The 17,721-nt window shown below is 62.4% G+C and carries 15 protein-coding genes and 1 tRNA gene; 9 read left to right on the top strand and 7 right to left on the bottom strand.

Going from position 1 to position 17,721, the window contains the following annotated elements; genetic code table 11:
• Nucleotides 1-9: 9 nt before the first annotated feature.
• The 3 genes from U5A89_RS16630 to U5A89_RS16640 all read right to left on the bottom strand — a co-directional run bounded on the left by U5A89_RS16630 (nucleotide 10) and on the right by U5A89_RS16640 (nucleotide 2,678).
• Nucleotides 10-1,227: an argininosuccinate synthase gene (locus U5A89_RS16630; protein WP_338162160.1), complete on the bottom strand. Its 1,218-nt coding sequence runs from the start codon at nucleotides 1,225-1,227 to the stop codon at nucleotides 10-12.
• Between the two features lie 145 nt (nucleotides 1,228-1,372).
• A complete protein-coding gene (locus U5A89_RS16635) occupies nucleotides 1,373-2,311 on the bottom strand; it encodes a hypothetical protein (RefSeq protein WP_338162161.1) in 939 nt (312 codons plus the stop codon).
• Nucleotides 2,312-2,489: 178 nt separating this feature from the next.
• The gene (locus tag U5A89_RS16640; RefSeq protein WP_338162162.1) at nucleotides 2,490-2,678 is read right to left on the bottom strand and encodes a DUF4169 family protein; all 189 of its coding nucleotides are present in this window, start codon (nucleotides 2,676-2,678) and stop codon (nucleotides 2,490-2,492) included.
• 117 nt (nucleotides 2,679-2,795) lie between these two features.
• Between U5A89_RS16640 and U5A89_RS16645 the strand changes: the two genes are divergently transcribed.
• Together U5A89_RS16645 and U5A89_RS16650 are read left to right on the top strand one after the other, a co-directional pair.
• Nucleotides 2,796-3,794 carry a LacI family DNA-binding transcriptional regulator gene (locus U5A89_RS16645; protein ID WP_338162163.1) on the top strand — a complete coding sequence of 333 codons (999 nt, stop codon included), beginning with the start codon at nucleotides 2,796-2,798 and terminating at the stop codon, nucleotides 3,792-3,794.
• 156 nt (nucleotides 3,795-3,950) lie between these two features.
• A complete protein-coding gene (locus tag U5A89_RS16650; RefSeq protein WP_473964825.1) occupies nucleotides 3,951-4,952 on the top strand; it encodes a WcbI family polysaccharide biosynthesis putative acetyltransferase in 1,002 nt (333 codons plus the stop codon).
• Between the two features lie 212 nt (nucleotides 4,953-5,164).
• Here the strand turns inward: U5A89_RS16650 and U5A89_RS16655 are convergent.
• Nucleotides 5,165-5,238: transfer RNA gene (locus U5A89_RS16655), tRNA-Gly, on the bottom strand.
• A 110-nt stretch (nucleotides 5,239-5,348) separates the two neighbouring features.
• Here U5A89_RS16655 and U5A89_RS16660 point away from each other — a divergent pair.
• The 4 genes from U5A89_RS16660 (at nucleotide 5,349) to U5A89_RS16675 (ending at nucleotide 10,930) form a co-directional block, all read left to right on the top strand.
• A complete protein-coding gene (locus tag U5A89_RS16660) occupies nucleotides 5,349-6,299 on the top strand; it encodes a LysR family transcriptional regulator (protein ID WP_338162165.1) in 951 nt (316 codons plus the stop codon).
• Nucleotides 6,300-6,426: 127 nt separating this feature from the next.
• Complete coding sequence (locus U5A89_RS16665) at nucleotides 6,427-8,544, top strand: TonB-dependent receptor (protein ID WP_338162166.1); 2,118 nt, start codon at nucleotides 6,427-6,429, stop codon at nucleotides 8,542-8,544.
• Between the two features lie 134 nt (nucleotides 8,545-8,678).
• Complete coding sequence (locus U5A89_RS16670; protein WP_338162167.1) at nucleotides 8,679-9,794, top strand: DUF47 family protein; 1,116 nt, start codon at nucleotides 8,679-8,681, stop codon at nucleotides 9,792-9,794.
• A 137-nt stretch (nucleotides 9,795-9,931) separates the two neighbouring features.
• Nucleotides 9,932-10,930, top strand: a complete 999-nt coding sequence (locus U5A89_RS16675; RefSeq protein ID WP_338162168.1) for an inorganic phosphate transporter — start codon at nucleotides 9,932-9,934, stop codon at nucleotides 10,928-10,930.
• Between the two features lie 138 nt (nucleotides 10,931-11,068).
• On the opposite strand, the gene U5A89_RS16680 is transcribed toward U5A89_RS16675, so the two are convergent.
• Nucleotides 11,069-11,242, bottom strand: coding sequence for a hypothetical protein (locus U5A89_RS16680; RefSeq protein ID WP_338162169.1), 174 nt, complete (start codon nucleotides 11,240-11,242; stop codon nucleotides 11,069-11,071).
• A 140-nt stretch (nucleotides 11,243-11,382) separates the two neighbouring features.
• On the opposite strand from U5A89_RS16680, the gene U5A89_RS16685 reads away from it, so the two are divergent.
• The gene (locus tag U5A89_RS16685; RefSeq protein WP_338162170.1) at nucleotides 11,383-12,792 is read left to right on the top strand and encodes a helix-turn-helix domain-containing protein; all 1,410 of its coding nucleotides are present in this window, start codon (nucleotides 11,383-11,385) and stop codon (nucleotides 12,790-12,792) included.
• Here U5A89_RS16685 and U5A89_RS16690 read toward each other — a convergent pair.
• Complete coding sequence (locus tag U5A89_RS16690) at nucleotides 12,779-13,693, bottom strand: LysR family transcriptional regulator (RefSeq protein WP_338162171.1); 915 nt, start codon at nucleotides 13,691-13,693, stop codon at nucleotides 12,779-12,781. The two genes, U5A89_RS16685 and U5A89_RS16690, sit on opposite strands and share 14 nt — an antisense overlap.
• Before the next feature lie 223 nt (nucleotides 13,694-13,916).
• On the opposite strand from U5A89_RS16690, the gene U5A89_RS16695 reads away from it, so the two are divergent.
• Complete coding sequence (locus U5A89_RS16695; RefSeq protein ID WP_338162172.1) at nucleotides 13,917-14,144, top strand: hypothetical protein; 228 nt, start codon at nucleotides 13,917-13,919, stop codon at nucleotides 14,142-14,144.
• 47 nt (nucleotides 14,145-14,191) lie between these two features.
• Entirely contained in the window at nucleotides 14,192-15,076 is an 885-nt protein-coding gene (locus U5A89_RS16700; RefSeq protein WP_338162173.1) for a bestrophin family protein, read from the top strand.
• Nucleotides 15,077-16,700: 1,624 nt separating this feature from the next.
• Here the strand turns inward: U5A89_RS16700 and U5A89_RS16705 are convergent.
• The gene (locus U5A89_RS16705; protein WP_338162174.1) at nucleotides 16,701-17,546 is read right to left on the bottom strand and encodes a cold-shock protein; all 846 of its coding nucleotides are present in this window, start codon (nucleotides 17,544-17,546) and stop codon (nucleotides 16,701-16,703) included.
• Between the last annotated feature and the right edge of the window lie 175 nt (nucleotides 17,547-17,721).

Consider the following 17,721-nt stretch of genomic DNA (forward strand, 5'->3'; position numbering starts at 1 on the left):
AGTCCAGGATCAGCGGTCGCGACGGCCAAGCAGCCGCAAGCGCAGCGCGTTCAATTTGATGAAGCCGGCGGCGTCGCGCTGGTCATAGGCGCCCGCATCATCTTCGAAGGTCACGACCTTTTCGCTGTAAAGCGAGTAAGGCGATTTGCGGCCGACGACATTGACGTTGCCCTTGTAGAGTTTGAGGCGAACGGTGCCGGTCACCTTTTCCTGGCTATGATCGATCGCCGCCTGGAGCATTTCACGCTCCGGCGAGAACCAGAAGCCGTTATAGATGAGTTCGGCATATTTGGGCGCGAGTTCATCCTTCAGATGCGCAGCGCCACGGTCGAGCGTCAATTGCTCGATGCCGCGATGGGCGAGATGATAGATGGTGCCGCCCGGCGTTTCATACATGCCGCGCGACTTCATGCCCACGAAGCGGTTTTCCACGAGGTCGAGGCGGCCGATGCCATGCTTGCGGCCATAGTCGTTGAGCGTTTCGAGCAGGGTCGCGGGCGACATGCCCACGCCATTGATCGCGACGCCGTCGCCCCGTTCGAAATCGATGGTGATATATTCGGGCGCGTCGGGCGCGTCTTCCGGGTTTACCGTGCGCGAATAGACATAGTCGGGGACTTCATCCCACGGATCTTCCAGCACCTTGCCCTCGGACGAGGTGTGCAGCATGTTCGCGTCGGTGGAGAAGGGGCTTTCGCCCCGCTTGTCCTTGGCGATGGGAATCTGGTTCTTTTCGGCGAACTCGATAAGCTTGGTGCGGCTGGTCAGATCCCATTCGCGCCAGGGCGCAATCACCTTGATATCGGGGGCTAGGCCGTAATAGCCCAGTTCGAAGCGGACCTGGTCGTTGCCCTTGCCGGTCGCACCATGGCTGACGGCGTCGGCGCCCAGTTGCCGGGCGATTTCGATCTGGCGCTTGGCGATCAGCGGCCGGGCGATCGAGGTGCCGAGCAGGTAGAGGCCTTCATAGAGCGCATTGGAGCGCATCATCGGGAAGACATAGTCCTTCACAAATTCTTCGCGCAGGTCGTCGATGAAGATATGCTCTTCCTTGACGCCCATCAGGCGCGCCTTGGCGCGGGCGGGTTCCAGTTCCTCGCCCTGCCCGAGGTCCGCGGTGAAGGTCACCACTTCGCACTGATAGGTCTGCTGCAACCATTTCAGGATCACGCTGGTGTCGAGACCACCGGAAAAGGCAAGGACGATACGGTTGATCTTGTCGGACATGTGCGGGCGAGCCTTCTGCAAAATGGCGCGGGAATGACCGGCGCGCCGGTAACAGCCAAGCCGCCAAAGCGCAACCAGAGCCGCACAGGAAAAGGGACGGAAAGCCGGCTGGCCTTCCGTCCCTTCGATCATGTTCCGCTGGCGTTTAGCGGGTGCGCGGTTTCAGGAAGCCTGAACGCCTATCCTGACTGCCGAAGCGATAGACGGTCTGGCTGCGATCAACCGGCACCACAGGCGCGGATTCCGCATGCGTCGTCTGGGGTGCTGGCGTGGCGACCATTGCCTCGCGCTGGGCAAGCAGATGCTGGGCGCGGCGCAGACGCTTCGTCCGGGTGAGGAACGGGTTGTCCGCGCTCGGTGCGGCGGCCACCATGGCTTCCAGCGTTGCGTCCCCATGGCTGGTCGATGCCAGTGCCGGGCGCGGCGCGACTGCGATTGGCGCCACCATCGCGGGAGCAGGCGCGGTATCGAACGCCATTGCCGGGGTTGCCGTCGGTTCGACAGGCTCATCGTCACGACGACGACGCATCAAGGCCGCACCGCCCAGACCGAGCAGCAGCAGCGCACCGCCGCCCATGGCCCATAGCAGCGCCTGATCGGTGCGCGTTGTCGCTTCGGTAGCCTGTGCGGCCGTCGCTACCGGCGCGACGGTTGGCACCGGGGCCGACTCAGCGGCCGGTTGCGCCGGGGCTGTCGTTTCGACCGGCGCGGCAGGCGCAGCGGCGGACGTCATGGTCGCCGTGCGGGTCGTCGCCGCTGGACGTTCAGAGCGAAGCGGCGCTGGGCGCGGCTTCGCGGCCGGGATCGCGGCCTGCTCCGCCTCGGCTGCCGCAGTCGCCGCGGCGATACGCTCTTCCACGGGCGGCGTGGCTTGCACCACCGGCTGGCTGGGCGTGAACTGGGGTGCCGGCGTCGTGGCTGGCGCCAGTGCGGTCGGCGCGGCAGGCGTCGTCACTTCGGGCACCATCACGGTCGGCGCGACAGACGGTTCAGCCGTCTGGGCAAGCAACGGGGTTGCGGTAAAGGCCAGAACAGCGGCGATCGCGGCCCTGGCGGGGCGGTTTGAGCGAATATTTCCAGTCATAGCAGGAGGTCAACGGCCGACCACGCGATTCAACGCAGACCCCGCGTCGGAATCACGATGAATTGTGACAATATAGCGTTGGCATGATCCACATGAACGGGCATTCATCTTAAAATGAATGCCATATTTACAGAATAGAGTGCAGCCATATTGGTCATTACTATAGAGAGATGAATGTCTAACCGGTTTGATCTTCATCCCGTCTTGCGCCGTCCAGCAAAGCGGCGCGACGTTGTTCTTCAGCGACATCCGCCACCCGCTGCGCCTTGGTCCGGCCGAAGCGCGCCCGGTTCTCCTGGGCGGTCTGCGCCTTCTCGACGCGCGCCTTGGCTTTACGCGCCTGTCGCAGATTGACGATGTTGGTCATGCCATGCCTTTTCCGACGTCCAGTTGCGGGCGGTTATAATCTTGCCGACGGCATCTTGCCAACCGCCATCGCGTGTCGCCATGGTCTCTGCTGGCCCTTCCCGCTAAGCAAAAACTCATGACCAGCATCCACGACGTCGCCGCACTCGCCCGGGTTTCGATCAAGACGGTGTCGCGCGTCGTCAACAAGGCGACAAATGTCAGCCCCGAATTGCAGGCGCGGGTCGATGCCGCGATCCAGCAGCTGGGCTATCGGCCCAACCAGTCGGCGCGGCGGCTGGCCGGGGGCAAATCCTTCATGATCGCCTTTCTCTATAACAACCCTGCGCCGGGCTATGTCAGCCGCATCCAGATCGGCGCGGCATGGCGATGCCGCGAACTGGGCTATCATCTGGTGGTCGAACCGATCTCGCCCGGTGGCGAGGAACGCTATGAGGTGCTCGACCGACTGGTCGGCGCATTGCGGCCGGACGGCGTGCTGCTGGTGCCGCCGCTGTCGGACGATGAAGGGCTGCTGGCGCGGCTGGCGGAGATGGGCCTGCCCTGCGCGCGGATCGCCGGGTCGGCCGTGGCGGCGAGCTTTACCATCCATACGCCCGAGCGGGCCGCCGGGCGAATGGTCGCCGATCATCTGATCGCACTTGGCCACAGGCGCATCGGCGTCATCACCCCGCCCCCGACCCATCGTGCCGCCCTGCGCCGGGTCGAAGGGTTTCGCGACGGGCTGAGCGCGGCGGGCATCGCCCCTGACGAGCAGTTGTTCGTTCCCGGGCGGTTCGATTTCGCGTCCGGCATCGAAGCCGGCGAGACATTGCTGGCGCTGCCGCAACCGCCCAGCGCGGTATTCGCCACCAATGACGAGATGGCGCTGGGCATGTTGACGCTCGCGCATCGCATCGGCCTGCGCGTGCCGGAGGATCTGTCGGTGACCGGGTTCGACGACACGTCCGCCAGCCTGACATCCTGGCCGCCGCTGACCACGGTGCGCCAACCGTTGGAGGATATGGGCCGATCCGTCATCGACGCGCTCGCCAACGGCCTGGGCGATGCGCCGGAATTTCTGTTCACGCTGGTGGAGCGCGGCAGTTCGGGACCGCCGATGTCGGGGAAAGGATAGTCTGGAGCGGGTAGCTGGCGTTTCTTATTACGGGGGCGACATCGATACTTTAGCGCAATCGGCACAACCGAAAAATGTGATTTTTCTTGCTATCGGCAGATGCATGTATCACCAATGAGGGCAGCATCGCAGCAACAAGCATAAATCGAGGGTAAATTGAACGTCCTATTCTATGGCGGATGCCATGCCTATGTCCTGAAGAACACATTTAATGCGTTCGCACCGAACGGACATAGCTTCGATTGTTTGATCAATTTCGATTTGATCAGAGCGAATGAGCCATTCCCTTGGGCAAAAATGAAAAACTTCGATGCAATCGTTTTTTCACCGATCCAGCACGAAGATTACAAGACGGAACTACTTAAGAAATTCTGTGACGACCATGGCATCAAACATATCGCCTATCCGTGGATGCAGTGGAACGGCTATTTCCCGGCAGTGAAGAAAGGCGACTTCCTGGGCGGCGTGTCCTGGCAGTATCCCGACTTATATGGGCCGAAGGCCAAGCCTCCGGAAAAGCGGTTCATCCTGGACAATCTCGATCAGTCCGATGAGATCCTGCGCAATTTCGAGAAGCGCCATGATGTCGATGTTGTCATCTCCTACTTTGTGAGAAATAACTACAGGAAGCGCCGGTTGTTTTTGACACCGGATCATCCGACAGCGTTCATGTATAGATATCTAGTTCGAGAAATCGCCGAAAAGCTGGGTATCAAGCTCGATGCATCCTATTGGTTATCAGCCTATGAACCGCAGGCAGGGATAAAGCTGCCCATCAGGCCAGGCGTGGCCGAAGCGCTGGAACTCGACTTCGTCGACGCTGACTTTGAAAACTCCACGGCATTCGGGAACATGACTCTGCCCTGGTCCGGATATGTGCAGCTATACGAATTGAAGGGCGGCCGCGTATTGGAAGCGAAGGCAGCGACCATCATCAAAGGGCGGCCCGTGGCGCGAGCGGAACTGGCCCCATCGGAATTTACGTCCGTTCGGGCCGGAGACATCATCGTGTTCGAAGAGGATAGCAAGAAATCCTTGGACGGACATTGGCATGGATCGGTCTTGTTGGGCCGAAGCACGCTCTATTCCAAAATGTCCTCTCATCGCGGCTATTTGTACAAAGACCATTGGCGCGAAAAGAAAGTCGGATTGATTTGATGGCTGCCGCCTGCACGAACAAGCAGCGCCCGGACGATATCATGCAGGGCCACGTCGTAACGGCAGTCCACGACGTCTAGGCGATATCTTATCCTGCGAATCCCGACATATTTCTGCGCGGCAACGAATAAGATCGTCGGCAAGATCAAGCGCGCCATGCGCCAAAAATTGGCGAACGGTAGAAAAGACGGCTGATTTTCGAGGGGAAACGCTGGAGCGGGTAGCGGGGATCGAACCCGCATCACAAGCTTGGAAGGCTAGTGCTCTACCATTGAGCTATACCCGCCCGGCAGGCCGCCGCACTGCCATTATCCGGTGGCGCTCGTCAACAGTCCTTTGTGGCAAAGCGCGAAGATCGCCCTTAACCCCCTGCGATATTTCCTCTATCACCGTCCGATGGACAGCCCTTCCCTGCGCCAGTTGGACATATTCGCGCAGATGGTGGCCGCGGGCGGGGTCGTACAATGCGCGCAGGTGCTGGGCGTGGGCGTCGAGCAGGTGCTGCGCGATCTGGCGTCGCTGGAGATGCGGCTGGGCTATCGGCTGTTCGAGGATCTGGACGGCGCGGCGCGGCTGACGCCTGCTGGGCGCAAGACGGCGCAGGCGATGACGCTGCTGAGCGAAGACCGAACGGCGACGGCGGATGTGGAAGAGGCGTCTTCGGACAGCCCGTCCGCCCCTGTTTTTACGCCATTCCCGGCATCGATACCGATCGAGCGAGCCGATCCGGCCCGTCAGGTCATCACCCTCGCGGCCCCCGCGCCCGTCTTCGGCCATTTCCAGGACGCGTTGGCGGCGTTCGAAGCGGCGAACGAGGATATCGCGATCACGCTGGACCTGCATGTCCATACCGCGCAGGACGCAGCGGTCGCGTTGGCGAACGGGCGGGCGGACATCGCCTATTTCTATGCGCTGGAGGAACCGACGGGTTTTGCCTCTCGCTATGGCTGGTCGGAACCGCTGAGCCTGTATGCCGGGCGCGATCATGCGCTGGCGCGGGCGGACAGCGTAGGTCGCGACGACCTGGCGCTGACGCCGATGTTGTCGCTGGAGACGCAAGGCGGCGTGCGCGACATCATCGATGCGGCACTGGCCAAGGGACGCGTGAACAACGTCATGCCACTGCTGGAAAGCGACACGATGTTCGAGATCATCGCCGCGCTGCGCCAAGGTGCGGGCTGTTTCGCGGCGTTTGGCACGCTGGCCCGCGATATGGGCCGCACGAGCGGTATCCAGCGACTGGCGCTGGACCTGCCCCTGCCCGCGATCGAGATTCGCCAGGCTGTCGGCCCGCGCGCGGCGCAAACCCCGGCGGTTGAGGCGCTGGCGGAATTTCTGTTTCTTTGACGAGCCGAATGACGGCCGCGCCCCGTTAAATGTCGCGCCGCAGCAAAAATGCGGCGAACCGATATTGATATGATGTATCATCCTAGATACAGGGTCACATCAGACCAGAATAAAAGGGTTGATCCTCATGTCCCGCTTTCCGCTGCTGCGCGCAGGTTGCGCACTGTCCGTGCTGTGCGCTGCCCTGCCCGCCTTTGCCCAATCGACGCCGACCCCCGATGCGGGTGATCAGGCTTATCATGATGCGCAGGCCAATATCGTCGTCACGGCGATCATTCCGCGCACGCAGGGCGACATCCTGTCGGGCACGACGGTCATTACCGGCGAGAAGTTGACGCGCGAATTGCGGTCCACCATCGGCGAGACGCTGGCGCGGCAGCCGGGCGTGTCGGCGACCTCCTTTGGTCCCAATGCGTCGCGTCCGGTGCTACGCGGCTTCCAGGGGGAGCGGGTGCGCATCCTTACCGATGGGATCGGCAGTTTCGACGTGTCGAACACGTCGGTCGACCATGCCGTCGCGATCAACCCGCTGACCGCCGACCGGATCGAAGTGCTGCGCGGTCCGGCGGCGCTGCTCTACGGATCGTCAGCGATCGGCGGCGTCGTCAACGTCATCGACAGCCGCATCCCGCGCCGCGTGCCGGACGAACCGGTGCATATCGACGCGATCGGCACCTATGGCAGCGCGGCCAACGAGCGCACCGGATCGGGCGAGATCGAAGTGCCGCTGAGCGACAAGTTCGTCGTCCATGTCGACGGGAGCTATACCAAGACCGGCGATCTGGACACGGGCAGTTATATCCTGACCCCGGCATTACGCGCGCAGGCGGCGGCGAGCGGCGATCCGGAGATCGAAGGGCTGTCCACATTGCGCGGCAAGCTGCCCAACAGCGCGGCGCGGACTTGGGAGGTTGCAGGCGGCGCGGCGCTGATCACCGATGGCGGCAATCTGGGCTTTTCGGTCGCGCATACCGACAATCTCTATGGCGTGCCGGTGCGCTACGCGACGGAAGCGGGCGGCGAAGCAGAGCAGGTGCGGCTGCATATGAAGCAGGACCGCGTCGACATGCGCGCCGAACTGCCGGTCAATGGCAGCCTGCTGGAATCGATCCGCTTTCGCGCCGGGTTCGCCGATTACCAGCATCAGGAAATCGAAGATACGGGCGAGGTCGGCACTAGTTTCTACAACCAGTCGATGGAATCGCGGCTTGAACTGGTGCAGGCCAAGCGCGGCGGATGGGACGGCGCGATCGGCGCGCAATATTTCACCCGCAAATTCTACGTCGTGGGGGAGGAGAAATTCCTGCCGCGCAACCAGACCGATCAGATCGGTTTCTTCACGCTGCAATCGATCGACCTGGGTACCACGCGGGTCGAACTGGGCGGGCGGTTCGAACATACCGATGTCAGCGCCGATGCGGACGAGACTTTGTTCAACCCGGCCTATGACCGGAATTTCAACACCGTGTCCGGATCGATCGGTGCCAGCCACGAACTGGCGCCCGGCTGGCGGCTGGGGCTGAACCTGTCGCGCACCGAGCGCGCGCCGTCGGCGGAGGAACTGTTCGCGCGCGGCAATCATGCGGGCACGCAGGCGTTCGAATTGGGCAATCCCGATTTCGGCAAGGAGAAAAGCTGGGGCATCGAAGGGACGCTGCGCGGCCAGGGCGAAGGCTATACGATCGCGCTGTCGGCCTATCACAATTGGTTCAGCGGCTATATTTACGACGCGCTGGTGGACGACAGCGCCTGCATGGCGGTGAATGGCGGCGAGCCGCTGGACTTCCCCTGCTATCAATATCAGCAGGCCGATGCCCGTTACATGGGTTTCGAGGCGGAAACGACGGTCAAGCTGGCGCAGGTCGGCGGCTATGCGATCAGTTTCGACGGCGTGGCCGATTATGTCCGCGCGACCATCAAGGGCAATGGGCCCGCGCCCCGCATCCCGCCGTTGCGCCTGTTGGGCGGACTGGAGGCGCGCGGCGATCGGTTGAGCCTGCGTGGCGAAGTGGAGCATAGCTTCGCCCAGAACCGCACGGCCGTGCGCGAAACGGATACGGACGGCTTCACCCTGGTCAATGCGTCGCTGTCGTGGAAGCCTTTGAAGGGGAATGACCGCACCACGCTGACCCTGTCGGCCAACAATATCTTCGACGTCGAAGCGCGCCGCGCCGCGAGCTTCCTCAAGGACTATGCGCCGCTACCCGGCCGCGACATCCGCCTGACGGCGCGTTTGTCGATCTGACCCGCACGCAATCGGCCCCCTGGCATGGCATAAGGGGCCGATTGCAGAATATGACAATATCGTTACAAGGCGCGCATGAGATGCGTGGCGGGCGACAGGGATGAAAGGGGCATGGCCCCGGGGAGGGTCGGCTGATGCGTCAGATCGCCGCCCTGCCCTATACCACCCGTCCTGACGGATCGATGCAGATCCTGCTGATCACGTCGCGCGAAACGCGGCGCTGGGTGATCCCCAAGGGCAATCGCATCAAGGGACTGGCCGGACATCGCGCCGCCGAACTGGAAGCCTATGAGGAAGCGGGCATTCACGGCATCGCCTGCCCCGCGCCGCTGGGCCGCTACAGCTATGACAAGCGTAAGCGCAAAGGCGGGTCGCGCGAAGCGATCGTCGAGGTGTTTCCACTTGCGGTCACCGGCCACCTGACGCAATGGCCCGAACAGGGCCAGCGGGAATTGCGCTGGTTCCCCGTGGCCGAAGCCGCAAAAGCGGTGGACGAACCCGACCTGCAATCGATCATCGCGGCCTTTCGCGAACCGCCCGCCAATCCGGGCTGGTTCTTCCGGCTGTTGCTGGCGATCCGAGACAGGCAGAATGAAAGGACTGGAATGCTCCGCTGGTTTCACGCGTTGATGCCCAAGCAGGGACGCTTCTTCGAACAGTTCGAAGATCACGCCGCTACCCTGGTCGTCGGCGCCGATGCGCTCGCCAAGCTGCTGAAAGGTGGCCCCGACATGGCGGCGCATATCAAGGAGATTTCGGATCGCGAACATGAAGCGGACGACATCATCCGCGACGTGTTGCAGGACGTCCGCCGCATCTTCGTCACCCCGTTCGACCGCAGCGCCATCACGGGCCTGATCGGCGTGATGGACGATGCGATCGACCAGATGAACCAGACCGCCAAGGCGATCACGCTATATGAGGTCAAGACATTCGCGCCGCAGATGCAGGATATGAGCGCGCTGATCGTGGAATGCGCGCGCATCACCGCCGAAGCGATGCCGCTGCTGCGTTCGCTCAACCTCAACGCCACGCGACTGGACGAATTGACCGAGCGGCTGGTGAAGCTGGAGGGCCATGCGGACATCTTGCACGAGGCGGGCCTGAAAGCGCTGTATGAGCAGGCGCGGGTCGGCAATCCGATGGACTTCATCGTGGGCAACGAAATCTACAGCCATCTGGAAAAGGTGACCGACCGGTTCGAGGATGTCGCCAACGAGATTTCCGGGCTGGTCATCGACCACGCCTGATCGGCCGACCATTTACCCACCCGTTCGCTTCGAGCGTGTCGAGAAGCGGATAGCGCGGACATATCGTTTCTCGACTTCGCTCGAAACGAGCGGATTTTAGGATGTTTCGATCCGTGCAGGACAAAGCCTAACGCGCCATGGACTCCATCGCTCTCCCCCTTCTGATCGCCCTGATCGGCGTCGCCTTGCTGTTCGATTTCCTGAACGGCCTGCACGACGCCGCTAATTCGATCGCGACCATCGTGTCGACCCGGGTGCTCAAACCGCAATATGCGGTCGCCTGGGCCGCTTTCTTCAACTTCATCGCCTTCCTGTTCTTCGGGCTGCATGTCGCAGAAACGGTGGGCAAGGGCATCGTCGATGCGGCGATCATCGATCCGCAGGTGATCTTCGGCGCGCTGATGGGAGCGATCGCCTGGAACCTCATCACCTGGGGGCTGGGGATTCCGTCTTCGTCCAGTCATGCGCTGGTGGGGGGCCTGCTGGGCGCAGGTACGGCCAAGGCGGGACTGGCCGCGATCGTGTGGAACGGGGTGTTTACGACCAGTGCCGCCATCGTGCTTTCGCCTACGATCGGCCTGTTGCTGGCGCTGCTGCTGGTGTTGGCGATCAGTTGGGTGTTCCGCCGGTTCACGCCGCAGGGGGCCGATCGGGTCTTCCGCAAACTCCAATTACTCTCCGCAGCGCTCTATTCCCTGGGCCATGGCGGCAACGACGCGCAAAAGACGATGGGTATCATTGCCGTGCTGCTCTATTCGCAGGGTATGCTAACCGGCGGTTTTCATGTGCCGCTATGGGTGGTCATTAGTTGTCAGGCCGCGATGGGGCTGGGCACGTTGCTGGGCGGATGGAAGATCGTCCATACCATGGGATCGAAGATCACCCGCCTGACCCCGGCACAGGGATTTTGCGCCGAATCAGGGGGCGCGATAACCTTGTTCCTGTTCACCCATTTGGGCATTCCGGTGTCGACCACCCACACCATCACTGGCGCGATCGTCGGCGTAGGCGCGTCGCGGCGACTGTCGGCGGTGCGGTGGAATGTGGCGTCGAGCATCATCATCGCCTGGGTCGTGACATTGCCGGCTGCCGCGGCGATCGGGGCGGTGTTTTATTGGCTGACGAAGTTGTTCTGAAAGACATCGTGTTCCTGCGAAGGCGGACCCAGATCATACGTCGGGACTGGGTTCCCGCCTGCGCGGGAACATGTAGCAGGACAAGCAAAAGGGCGCGGGTGATCCCGCGCCCTTTTCTCGTTCAGTTCGAGCGGGCGATTACGCCACGCGGCCAAGACGATGGTAGAGATTGGCATATTTGACGGATTCCGGCTGCTCCTGCACCTCGCGCAGATAATGGGCGATGGCGGTGCGGATCAGGCCGAAATCTTCCGGTGAGAAGACGGCGCGCGACCGCGCGGGCTGGGGATAGTCCATCGTGTCGGTGGTCATGTTGGCGTCCTTTGCGGCTAGGCCCGTCCGGGCTGATGAACACCGAGTTAGACAGTTGAATCGCGTTGCAGAAGGCCGATGAGTGGCCGTGAGTCATAATCGCATTTGGTCATAATGTCATTCTATGACATTATGACCAAATGGTGGAACTGACCGATCGCAAACTTTATCTTGGTCCCAAGCTGCGCGTCCTGCGGCGCGAACTGGGGTTGAACCAGACGCAGATGGCGGAGGAACTGGGCGTGTCGCCCAGCTACCTCAACCATCTGGAGCGCAACCAGCGGCCATTGACCGCGCAGATGCTGCTGCGGCTGGCCAATACCTATGACATCGATATCCGCGATTTCACCGCGCAGGCGCAGGAGGGCGGCCCCGGGCAACTGAGCGAGATATTGTCCGATGCGCTGGTTCGCGACATCGGGATCGCCCGGGACGAGGTGCTGGAGGTCGCGGAAAATTATCCCGGCGTCAGCGAGGCGATCACGCGCTTCTACCGGGCGCTGAGCGACCTGCGGCAAATGCCGGGCGAGGCGATGGTCCGTGGCGATGGCGGGGCGGCGCCGCTGGTCGCGCCGATCGACTGGCTGCGCGAAACGATCGCGCGGGCGGGGAATTATTTCGCGGAGATCGATGCTGGCGCGGAGGCGCTGGCGGCGGAGCTGCCCGAAGATCCGGCGCTGTTGCAGGCGGCGTTGCGCGCACGGTTGAAGGACCGGCATGGCATGGCGTGCCAGGTTGTACGCGGCGATGTGCTGGACGGCACGCTGCGCCATTATGACATGCATCGGCGACGATTGCTGCTGAGCGAGCGACTGCCGCCGTCAGGCCGCCTGTTCGCCGTCGCCTATCATCTGTGCGCGCAGGAACTGGCCGATGCGATCGCGACGCAAATCGCCCGCGCCGGGCCGCGGGACGAGGATAGCCGCCGCATCGCCACGATCGCGCTGACAAACTATGCCGCCGCCGCGCTGATCATGCCCTATGACCGGTTCCGGCAGGCGGCGGAGCAGAGCCGCCACGACCTGCCGCTGTTGCGCGATCGGTTCGGCGTGTCGATCGAGCAATTGGCGCATCGGCTGACCAGCCTCAACCGCACGGGCGCGCGCGGCATCCCCTTCTTCATGGCGAAGGTCGATCGCGCCGGGATCGTGTCCAAGCGGTTCGATGGGGAGGCGTGGCCCTTTGCGCGTTACGGCGGCACCTGTCCGCGCTGGGACGCGCATGGCGTGCCGGACGGGGACCGGGTCGCGCCGCAGCTCATCGAGACGCTGGATGGCAAGCGGTTCGTGACGTTGGCGATTGGCCTGCCCCTGGGCGCGGCGCGCGGGCGGGCGGTGATTGCGCTGGGGTGCGAGGCGAAACATGCCGCGCGGATCGTCCATGCCGACGGGATCGATGTGGACAAGGACGAAGCGACCGGGGTCGGGCCGACCTGCCATTTGTGCGACCGCCGGGGCTGCCCGGACCGGGCGCTGCCCCCGGTTACCCGCGCGCTGGACCTGCACAGTTATGAGCGCACGGTTGCACCCTTCCCGTTCAGGCGGGTGTGATGGCGGTGGTCGGCGTGACGGGCCAGCCCTTCTTTAAATGCCGGGACAGGAAGTCGAGGCAGGAGCGGACCTTGGCCATTTCCCCCTGCCCCGGCACATAGAGCGCGACGATGGAGGAGGCGGGGATAGCGATGTCGGGCAGCACCTGCTGCAACCGGCCCGCGTCCAGATCGTCCGCCACTTCCCATAGCGATTTGATGACGATGCCCGCGCCATCGAGCGCCCAGGCGCGCGCCATTTCGCCGTCATTGGTGCTGAGCGTCACGCGCGGCGCATTGGCCGCGCCGACGACGGAACGCCAGATATCCTGCTGCGCCTCGCCCACGACGATATTGTCATGCGCCGACAGGTCCGTAACGCGGACGGGCCGCCCGCGGCGGGCGAGATAATCGGGCGCGGCGCAGAAGAGCCGGGGATTGTCGGTCAGCCGCTTCATCGTCAGCGTGGAATCGGGCGGCGGGTCGAAACAGATGGCGATGTCATGGCCGGTTTCGACGATGTTGGTCGCCTGCTCGGCGGTTTCGAGATGGATCGCGACATCGGGATGCAGCGTCGCATAATGGCGGAACAGCGGGGCAAGCCGCATCCGCGCGGCGTTGATCGTGGTGACGACGCGCAGCAGGCCGGTCGCTTCGGTCGCACGGCGCATGACGTCGGTTTCGACATCGTCGATGGCGCTGAGCGCCCGCCCGGCCCGGTCGTAGAGCAGCGACCCTTCCTCCGTCAGCGACAGGTGGCGGCTGTTGCGGCGGATCAGCATGACGCCCAGTCGCGCTTCCAGTTGGGACAGGCGGCGACTGGTCGCGGCGAGCGACAGGCCGAGCCGTCGCGCCGCTTCGGACAGCGTGCCCGATTCGGCGATCTTTACGAAGGATTCGATTTCGGCAAAGCGATCGGGCATCGAACCAAGCTAGGGACTGGATGCTGCAACGCAATAGAGCAGATGTTGCGCTACTATATGCTTTCATTGCTCCGTCTCTGGATAGGGCCAGATTTGTAACCTTTTCTTGCGCGATTTCATGACACGCAACCATGGCTTGCGTCGGACGCAGGACGTTGACGGGGGCTTTTGCAGCGCATCATTTTACCGGCTTTCCTGTCTTTCACCACGGAGTTGCCGCCCCATGTCGATGCTGAGCCTGCGCCTGCCCCGATCCGAACCGCCGATCGCGTGGAACGATATCGAGGCGCTGCCCATCTATGCCGCGATGCTGCTGGGGCTGATCTGCCTGGCCTTTGCCCTGACCGACACGACGCCGACCATCCATGCCGCGATGCTCAAAGCCGTGGGCATCATGGGCAGCCTGGCGCTACGCCATGCCTGGCTGAAGCTGGACGACGAAGGCTTCTGAACCACGGGGGTTTTGAAAGAACAGGGGTTTTTGAAAGACATTAGGCCATGATCGTCGGACGGTCCCCCCGCATCCGCCAGAGTTTCCAGAAGGCATGGAGCGCATTGATCGCGCTGTTCTTCTGGGATTTGGCGGTTACCATTTTCTACTATATCTCGCCGTTCAAGGCGCCTGCCCTGCCGCTGACCATATTCGGCACCGCACTGGCACTGGTGCTGGGTTTCCGGGTCAACAGCGCCTATTCGCGCTGGTGGGAAGGCCGCATCCTGTGGGGCGCGATGGTCAATGTGTCGCGCAGCTTCGCGCGCACGGTGCTGGCCTATTGGCCCGACACGCCCGAAGCGCGCGCGGACGCGATGATGCTGGTGAAGCGGCATGTCGCCTATGTCCATGCGGTGCGATGCCAGTTGCGGCGGGAAGACCCCGCGCCCGACATGCGGCGGGTGCTGGACGCCGACGCGCTGCCCGAACTGGACCGGCGCAACCCGGCCAATGGCGTGCTGGACGACACCGATCGCCGGGTGATGGGCGCGGTGCGGCGCGGCTGGATCGACACCATCCAGCAAAGCCGGATCGAAGGGCTGCTGGTCGACATGTCCAATGCGCAGGGCGGGATGGAGCGGATCAAGAATACGCCGCTGCCCGCGCAATATCGCGCCTTTCCCAAATATTTCACGCGGCTGTTCTGCATCATGCTGCCGATCGGGCTGGTCGAGACGCTGGAAATGGCGACGCCGATCGGTTCGGCGGCGGCGGGCTTCATGTTCCTGGCGGTGTTGCAGATCGGCGACGACCTGGTCGATCCGTTCGGCAATGATGTGCACGACCTGCCGCTGACCAGCATCACCACGACGATCGAGGCGGATATGAACCAGGCGATCGGCCTGCCCGCGCCGCCGCCGCTGGAGCCGGTGGACGGGGTGCTGTGGTGAGGCGTTGAAGGACGACATCGAACCGCACCGGCGGCGGTTGGCGAAGTTCACACCATAAAGCCCCTTTTGCGTCCCCGAAGCGCTTGCGACGCACCTGCAACGCGTCTGCGAAGCGTCACCGGTGCGAAGCACGCGCGCGGGCGCTAAGGGAAAGGCAGCATCGACCATCGGACAGAGTGGATCAGAAAAAGGCGGGGTAGGAAAGCCGCAAGGCCGAGAAGCGCAACGGGCGCTGCGGTGGCGCTTGGGGGTGTGGAGAAGAAGCGGGATGCCGGGTCAGGCCCGGCATGACGAGAGTGGCGATGAGATGGTTTATGTCGTCATGGAAGCAAGGATGACGGTGAGCCCCTGATTGTCGGTCACCGCATCAGAAGATGACTCGGATGGGTGGATAGCAGACAGTCAGGTTTTTAGATAAATTCACCGATCGCAGACGTTACCTGCTTACCCGGAGGGGATGCTTCGGATTGCGCCGGATGAAATCCTCAACATCGCGTAGTCGTTCTGGCATAGGCTCAATATCTCGCCATCGAGTATGATTGATGAAGCGAAATCCCGCATTCCATAGCGCTCGAACCTTGGCCCATTGATCAACGTCTGATTTTCGAGGCACCTTAAATGCACGCCCCATCCAATGGAGATCAGCTTTACATTCGGGGCATATGGCGCTTGCTTCCTCAGCCAGCTTCCACGACTTCCGGCATTCGAAGCAAGCATGTGGCCAGAGGCATTCTGGGCCACGATGCCGAGGCGGCACGTATGGCTCCTGAACGACTCGGTTTCCAGATGCTCGCCGTAACTCCATGCGCTCGGATTTAGAAAGATCGGCCATTCTCTGAATTTGGACTATGCACGGAACGTCGGCAATCAAGAATTACGGCGCACGGGACAAGTGGCAAATTCTGGTCGTTATGCGATGTCGCGAGCTACACGCTGCCGTCTCCATTCCAGCGTGGCGACCAGCGTAATCACCAATAGGCAGAAGACCCGCCAATTGCTGGATAGGTCAATGAACAGCAAAAAAGATGGCGCAAGCGTCGCGATGAATAAGTCGCTGTGGATGCACACTGACCGTCTGACTTGTAGCGTAAGATAAATCGCCGCACCTAGGCCAACACAGGTAAGAGCGCCGTAGGAAATTGTGTAGGCGGTAGCTGACAGATCAAGATAGAGGACTACAACGCATATTGTGCTGAGCAACGCAAACGTAAGCCATATGTGATGCAGAGGTGTTTTGCCGATCATCGGGAAACTCTAGCAGCGGATAAAATGTCCGCAATCGGGTAAGGTCAAGCCCGTCGTAAATGACCAAAAATGGTCGATGACCGACCGACCGCTTCCTCTGACGGAAACCACATGATTGCGCCCACGTTTCCTGGCCCTAACTACCGTTCCGTCCGCCCCCAAAAACCCCACACGAAAAACATCGTCATATTGGACGAATGCGCGACAACCCAAATTGTAGGGTTTTCCGGTACATCGCGATGACCGCCTTTCGGGCCACTATCGTTATGCGCCGCCTATAATTTCACCGCGTTTCCGCCGCACCATAAGAAAAAGGGCCGCTCTTTCGAGCAGCCCCTTCCCTATCCTCTCCCTTGTAACAGGGATGATCCGTCCGGCCTTATTCGGCCTTCGACTGGAGGTTCACCGCGGCGTATTTGCCGCGACGGTCGACTTCCAGTTCAAAGTCGAGGCGGTCGCCTTCGTTGAGGGCGGCCATGCCGGCGCGTTCGACGGCGCTGATGTGGACGAAGGCGTCGGGCTGGCCATCGTCGCGCTGAATGAAGCCGAAGCCCTTCATCGCGTTGAAGAACTTCACCGTGCCGCTGGAGCGTTCACCGGTCAGCTGACGCTGCGGGCCGCCACGGTCGCCGCCTGCGGGGGCGCCAAAGCCACCGGCGCGCGGTTCGCGGGCTTCACGCGGCGGGCCGCGATCGGTCACGGGGAGCGGTTCGCCGTCGATGACCAGATCGGTCGCCGACACCTTGCCGCCACGATCGACCAGGGTGAAGCCGAGCGGCTGACCTTCGGCCAGACCGGTGAGGCCGGCCTGTTCCACGGCGCTGATGTGCACGAACACGTCTTCGCCGCCATCGTCACGAACGATGAAGCCGAAGCCCTTTTGCCCGTTGAAGAATTTTACGACGCCCTTGCCTTCGCCGACGACCTGGGCAGGCATGCCGCGACCACCGCCGCCACCGCCGCCGAAACCACCGCCGCCGCCACCGAAGCCGCCGCTGCGACCGCCGCCGAAGCCGCCGCCACCGCCGCGATCACCGCCTCCGAAACCTCCACGATCGCCGCCGAAGCCGCCACCGCCGCCGCCGAAGCCGCCGCGATCACCGCCAAAGCCGCCACCACCGCCGCCGAAGCCGCCACGGTTGCCAGAATCGTAGAAATTGTCGTCGCCGAAACCGTCGCGCTTATCCTTGCCGCGCCCGCCGCGGCGACCTCTATCAAAACTCATGCCCTGTTAGTCACTTTCGCTTCGCCCCAAGACCAAATCGGACAAACACATGTCGGGCGAATGACATGCAGAATCCACCGCAGACGCGGATTTGGGAATCACTATATCAACTTTTCAGCGGCGCGCGAATGATTTTCACTCCTACGGTCCTGTTCCGTTCCAATTGGGCGAAATT

This window comes from Sphingobium sp. HWE2-09, from assembly GCF_035989265.1.
Classification (GTDB): Bacteria; Pseudomonadota; Alphaproteobacteria; order Sphingomonadales; family Sphingomonadaceae; genus Sphingobium.

Excerpts from the sequence above, each read along its gene's own strand:
- U5A89_RS16630 (WP_338162160.1), bottom strand. The coding sequence starts at position 1,227 with ATGTCCGACAAGATCAACCGTATCGTCCTTGCCTTTTCCGGTGGTCTC.
- U5A89_RS16635 (WP_338162161.1), bottom strand. The coding sequence starts at position 2,311 with ATGACTGGAAATATTCGCTCAAACCGCCCCGCCAGGGCCGCGATCGCC.
- U5A89_RS16640 (WP_338162162.1), bottom strand. The coding sequence starts at position 2,678 with ATGACCAACATCGTCAATCTGCGACAGGCGCGTAAAGCCAAGGCGCGC.
- U5A89_RS16645 (WP_338162163.1), top strand. The coding sequence starts at position 2,796 with ATGACCAGCATCCACGACGTCGCCGCACTCGCCCGGGTTTCGATCAAG.
- U5A89_RS16660 (WP_338162165.1), top strand. The coding sequence starts at position 5,349 with ATGGACAGCCCTTCCCTGCGCCAGTTGGACATATTCGCGCAGATGGTG.
- U5A89_RS16665 (WP_338162166.1), top strand. The coding sequence starts at position 6,427 with ATGTCCCGCTTTCCGCTGCTGCGCGCAGGTTGCGCACTGTCCGTGCTG.
- U5A89_RS16670 (WP_338162167.1), top strand. The coding sequence starts at position 8,679 with ATGCGTCAGATCGCCGCCCTGCCCTATACCACCCGTCCTGACGGATCG.
- U5A89_RS16675 (WP_338162168.1), top strand. The coding sequence starts at position 9,932 with ATGGACTCCATCGCTCTCCCCCTTCTGATCGCCCTGATCGGCGTCGCC.
- U5A89_RS16680 (WP_338162169.1), bottom strand. The coding sequence starts at position 11,242 with ATGACCACCGACACGATGGACTATCCCCAGCCCGCGCGGTCGCGCGCC.
- U5A89_RS16685 (WP_338162170.1), top strand. The coding sequence starts at position 11,383 with ATGGTGGAACTGACCGATCGCAAACTTTATCTTGGTCCCAAGCTGCGC.
- U5A89_RS16690 (WP_338162171.1), bottom strand. The coding sequence starts at position 13,693 with ATGCCCGATCGCTTTGCCGAAATCGAATCCTTCGTAAAGATCGCCGAA.
- U5A89_RS16695 (WP_338162172.1), top strand. The coding sequence starts at position 13,917 with ATGTCGATGCTGAGCCTGCGCCTGCCCCGATCCGAACCGCCGATCGCG.
- U5A89_RS16700 (WP_338162173.1), top strand. The coding sequence starts at position 14,192 with ATGATCGTCGGACGGTCCCCCCGCATCCGCCAGAGTTTCCAGAAGGCA.
- U5A89_RS16705 (WP_338162174.1), bottom strand. The coding sequence starts at position 17,546 with ATGAGTTTTGATAGAGGTCGCCGCGGCGGGCGCGGCAAGGATAAGCGC.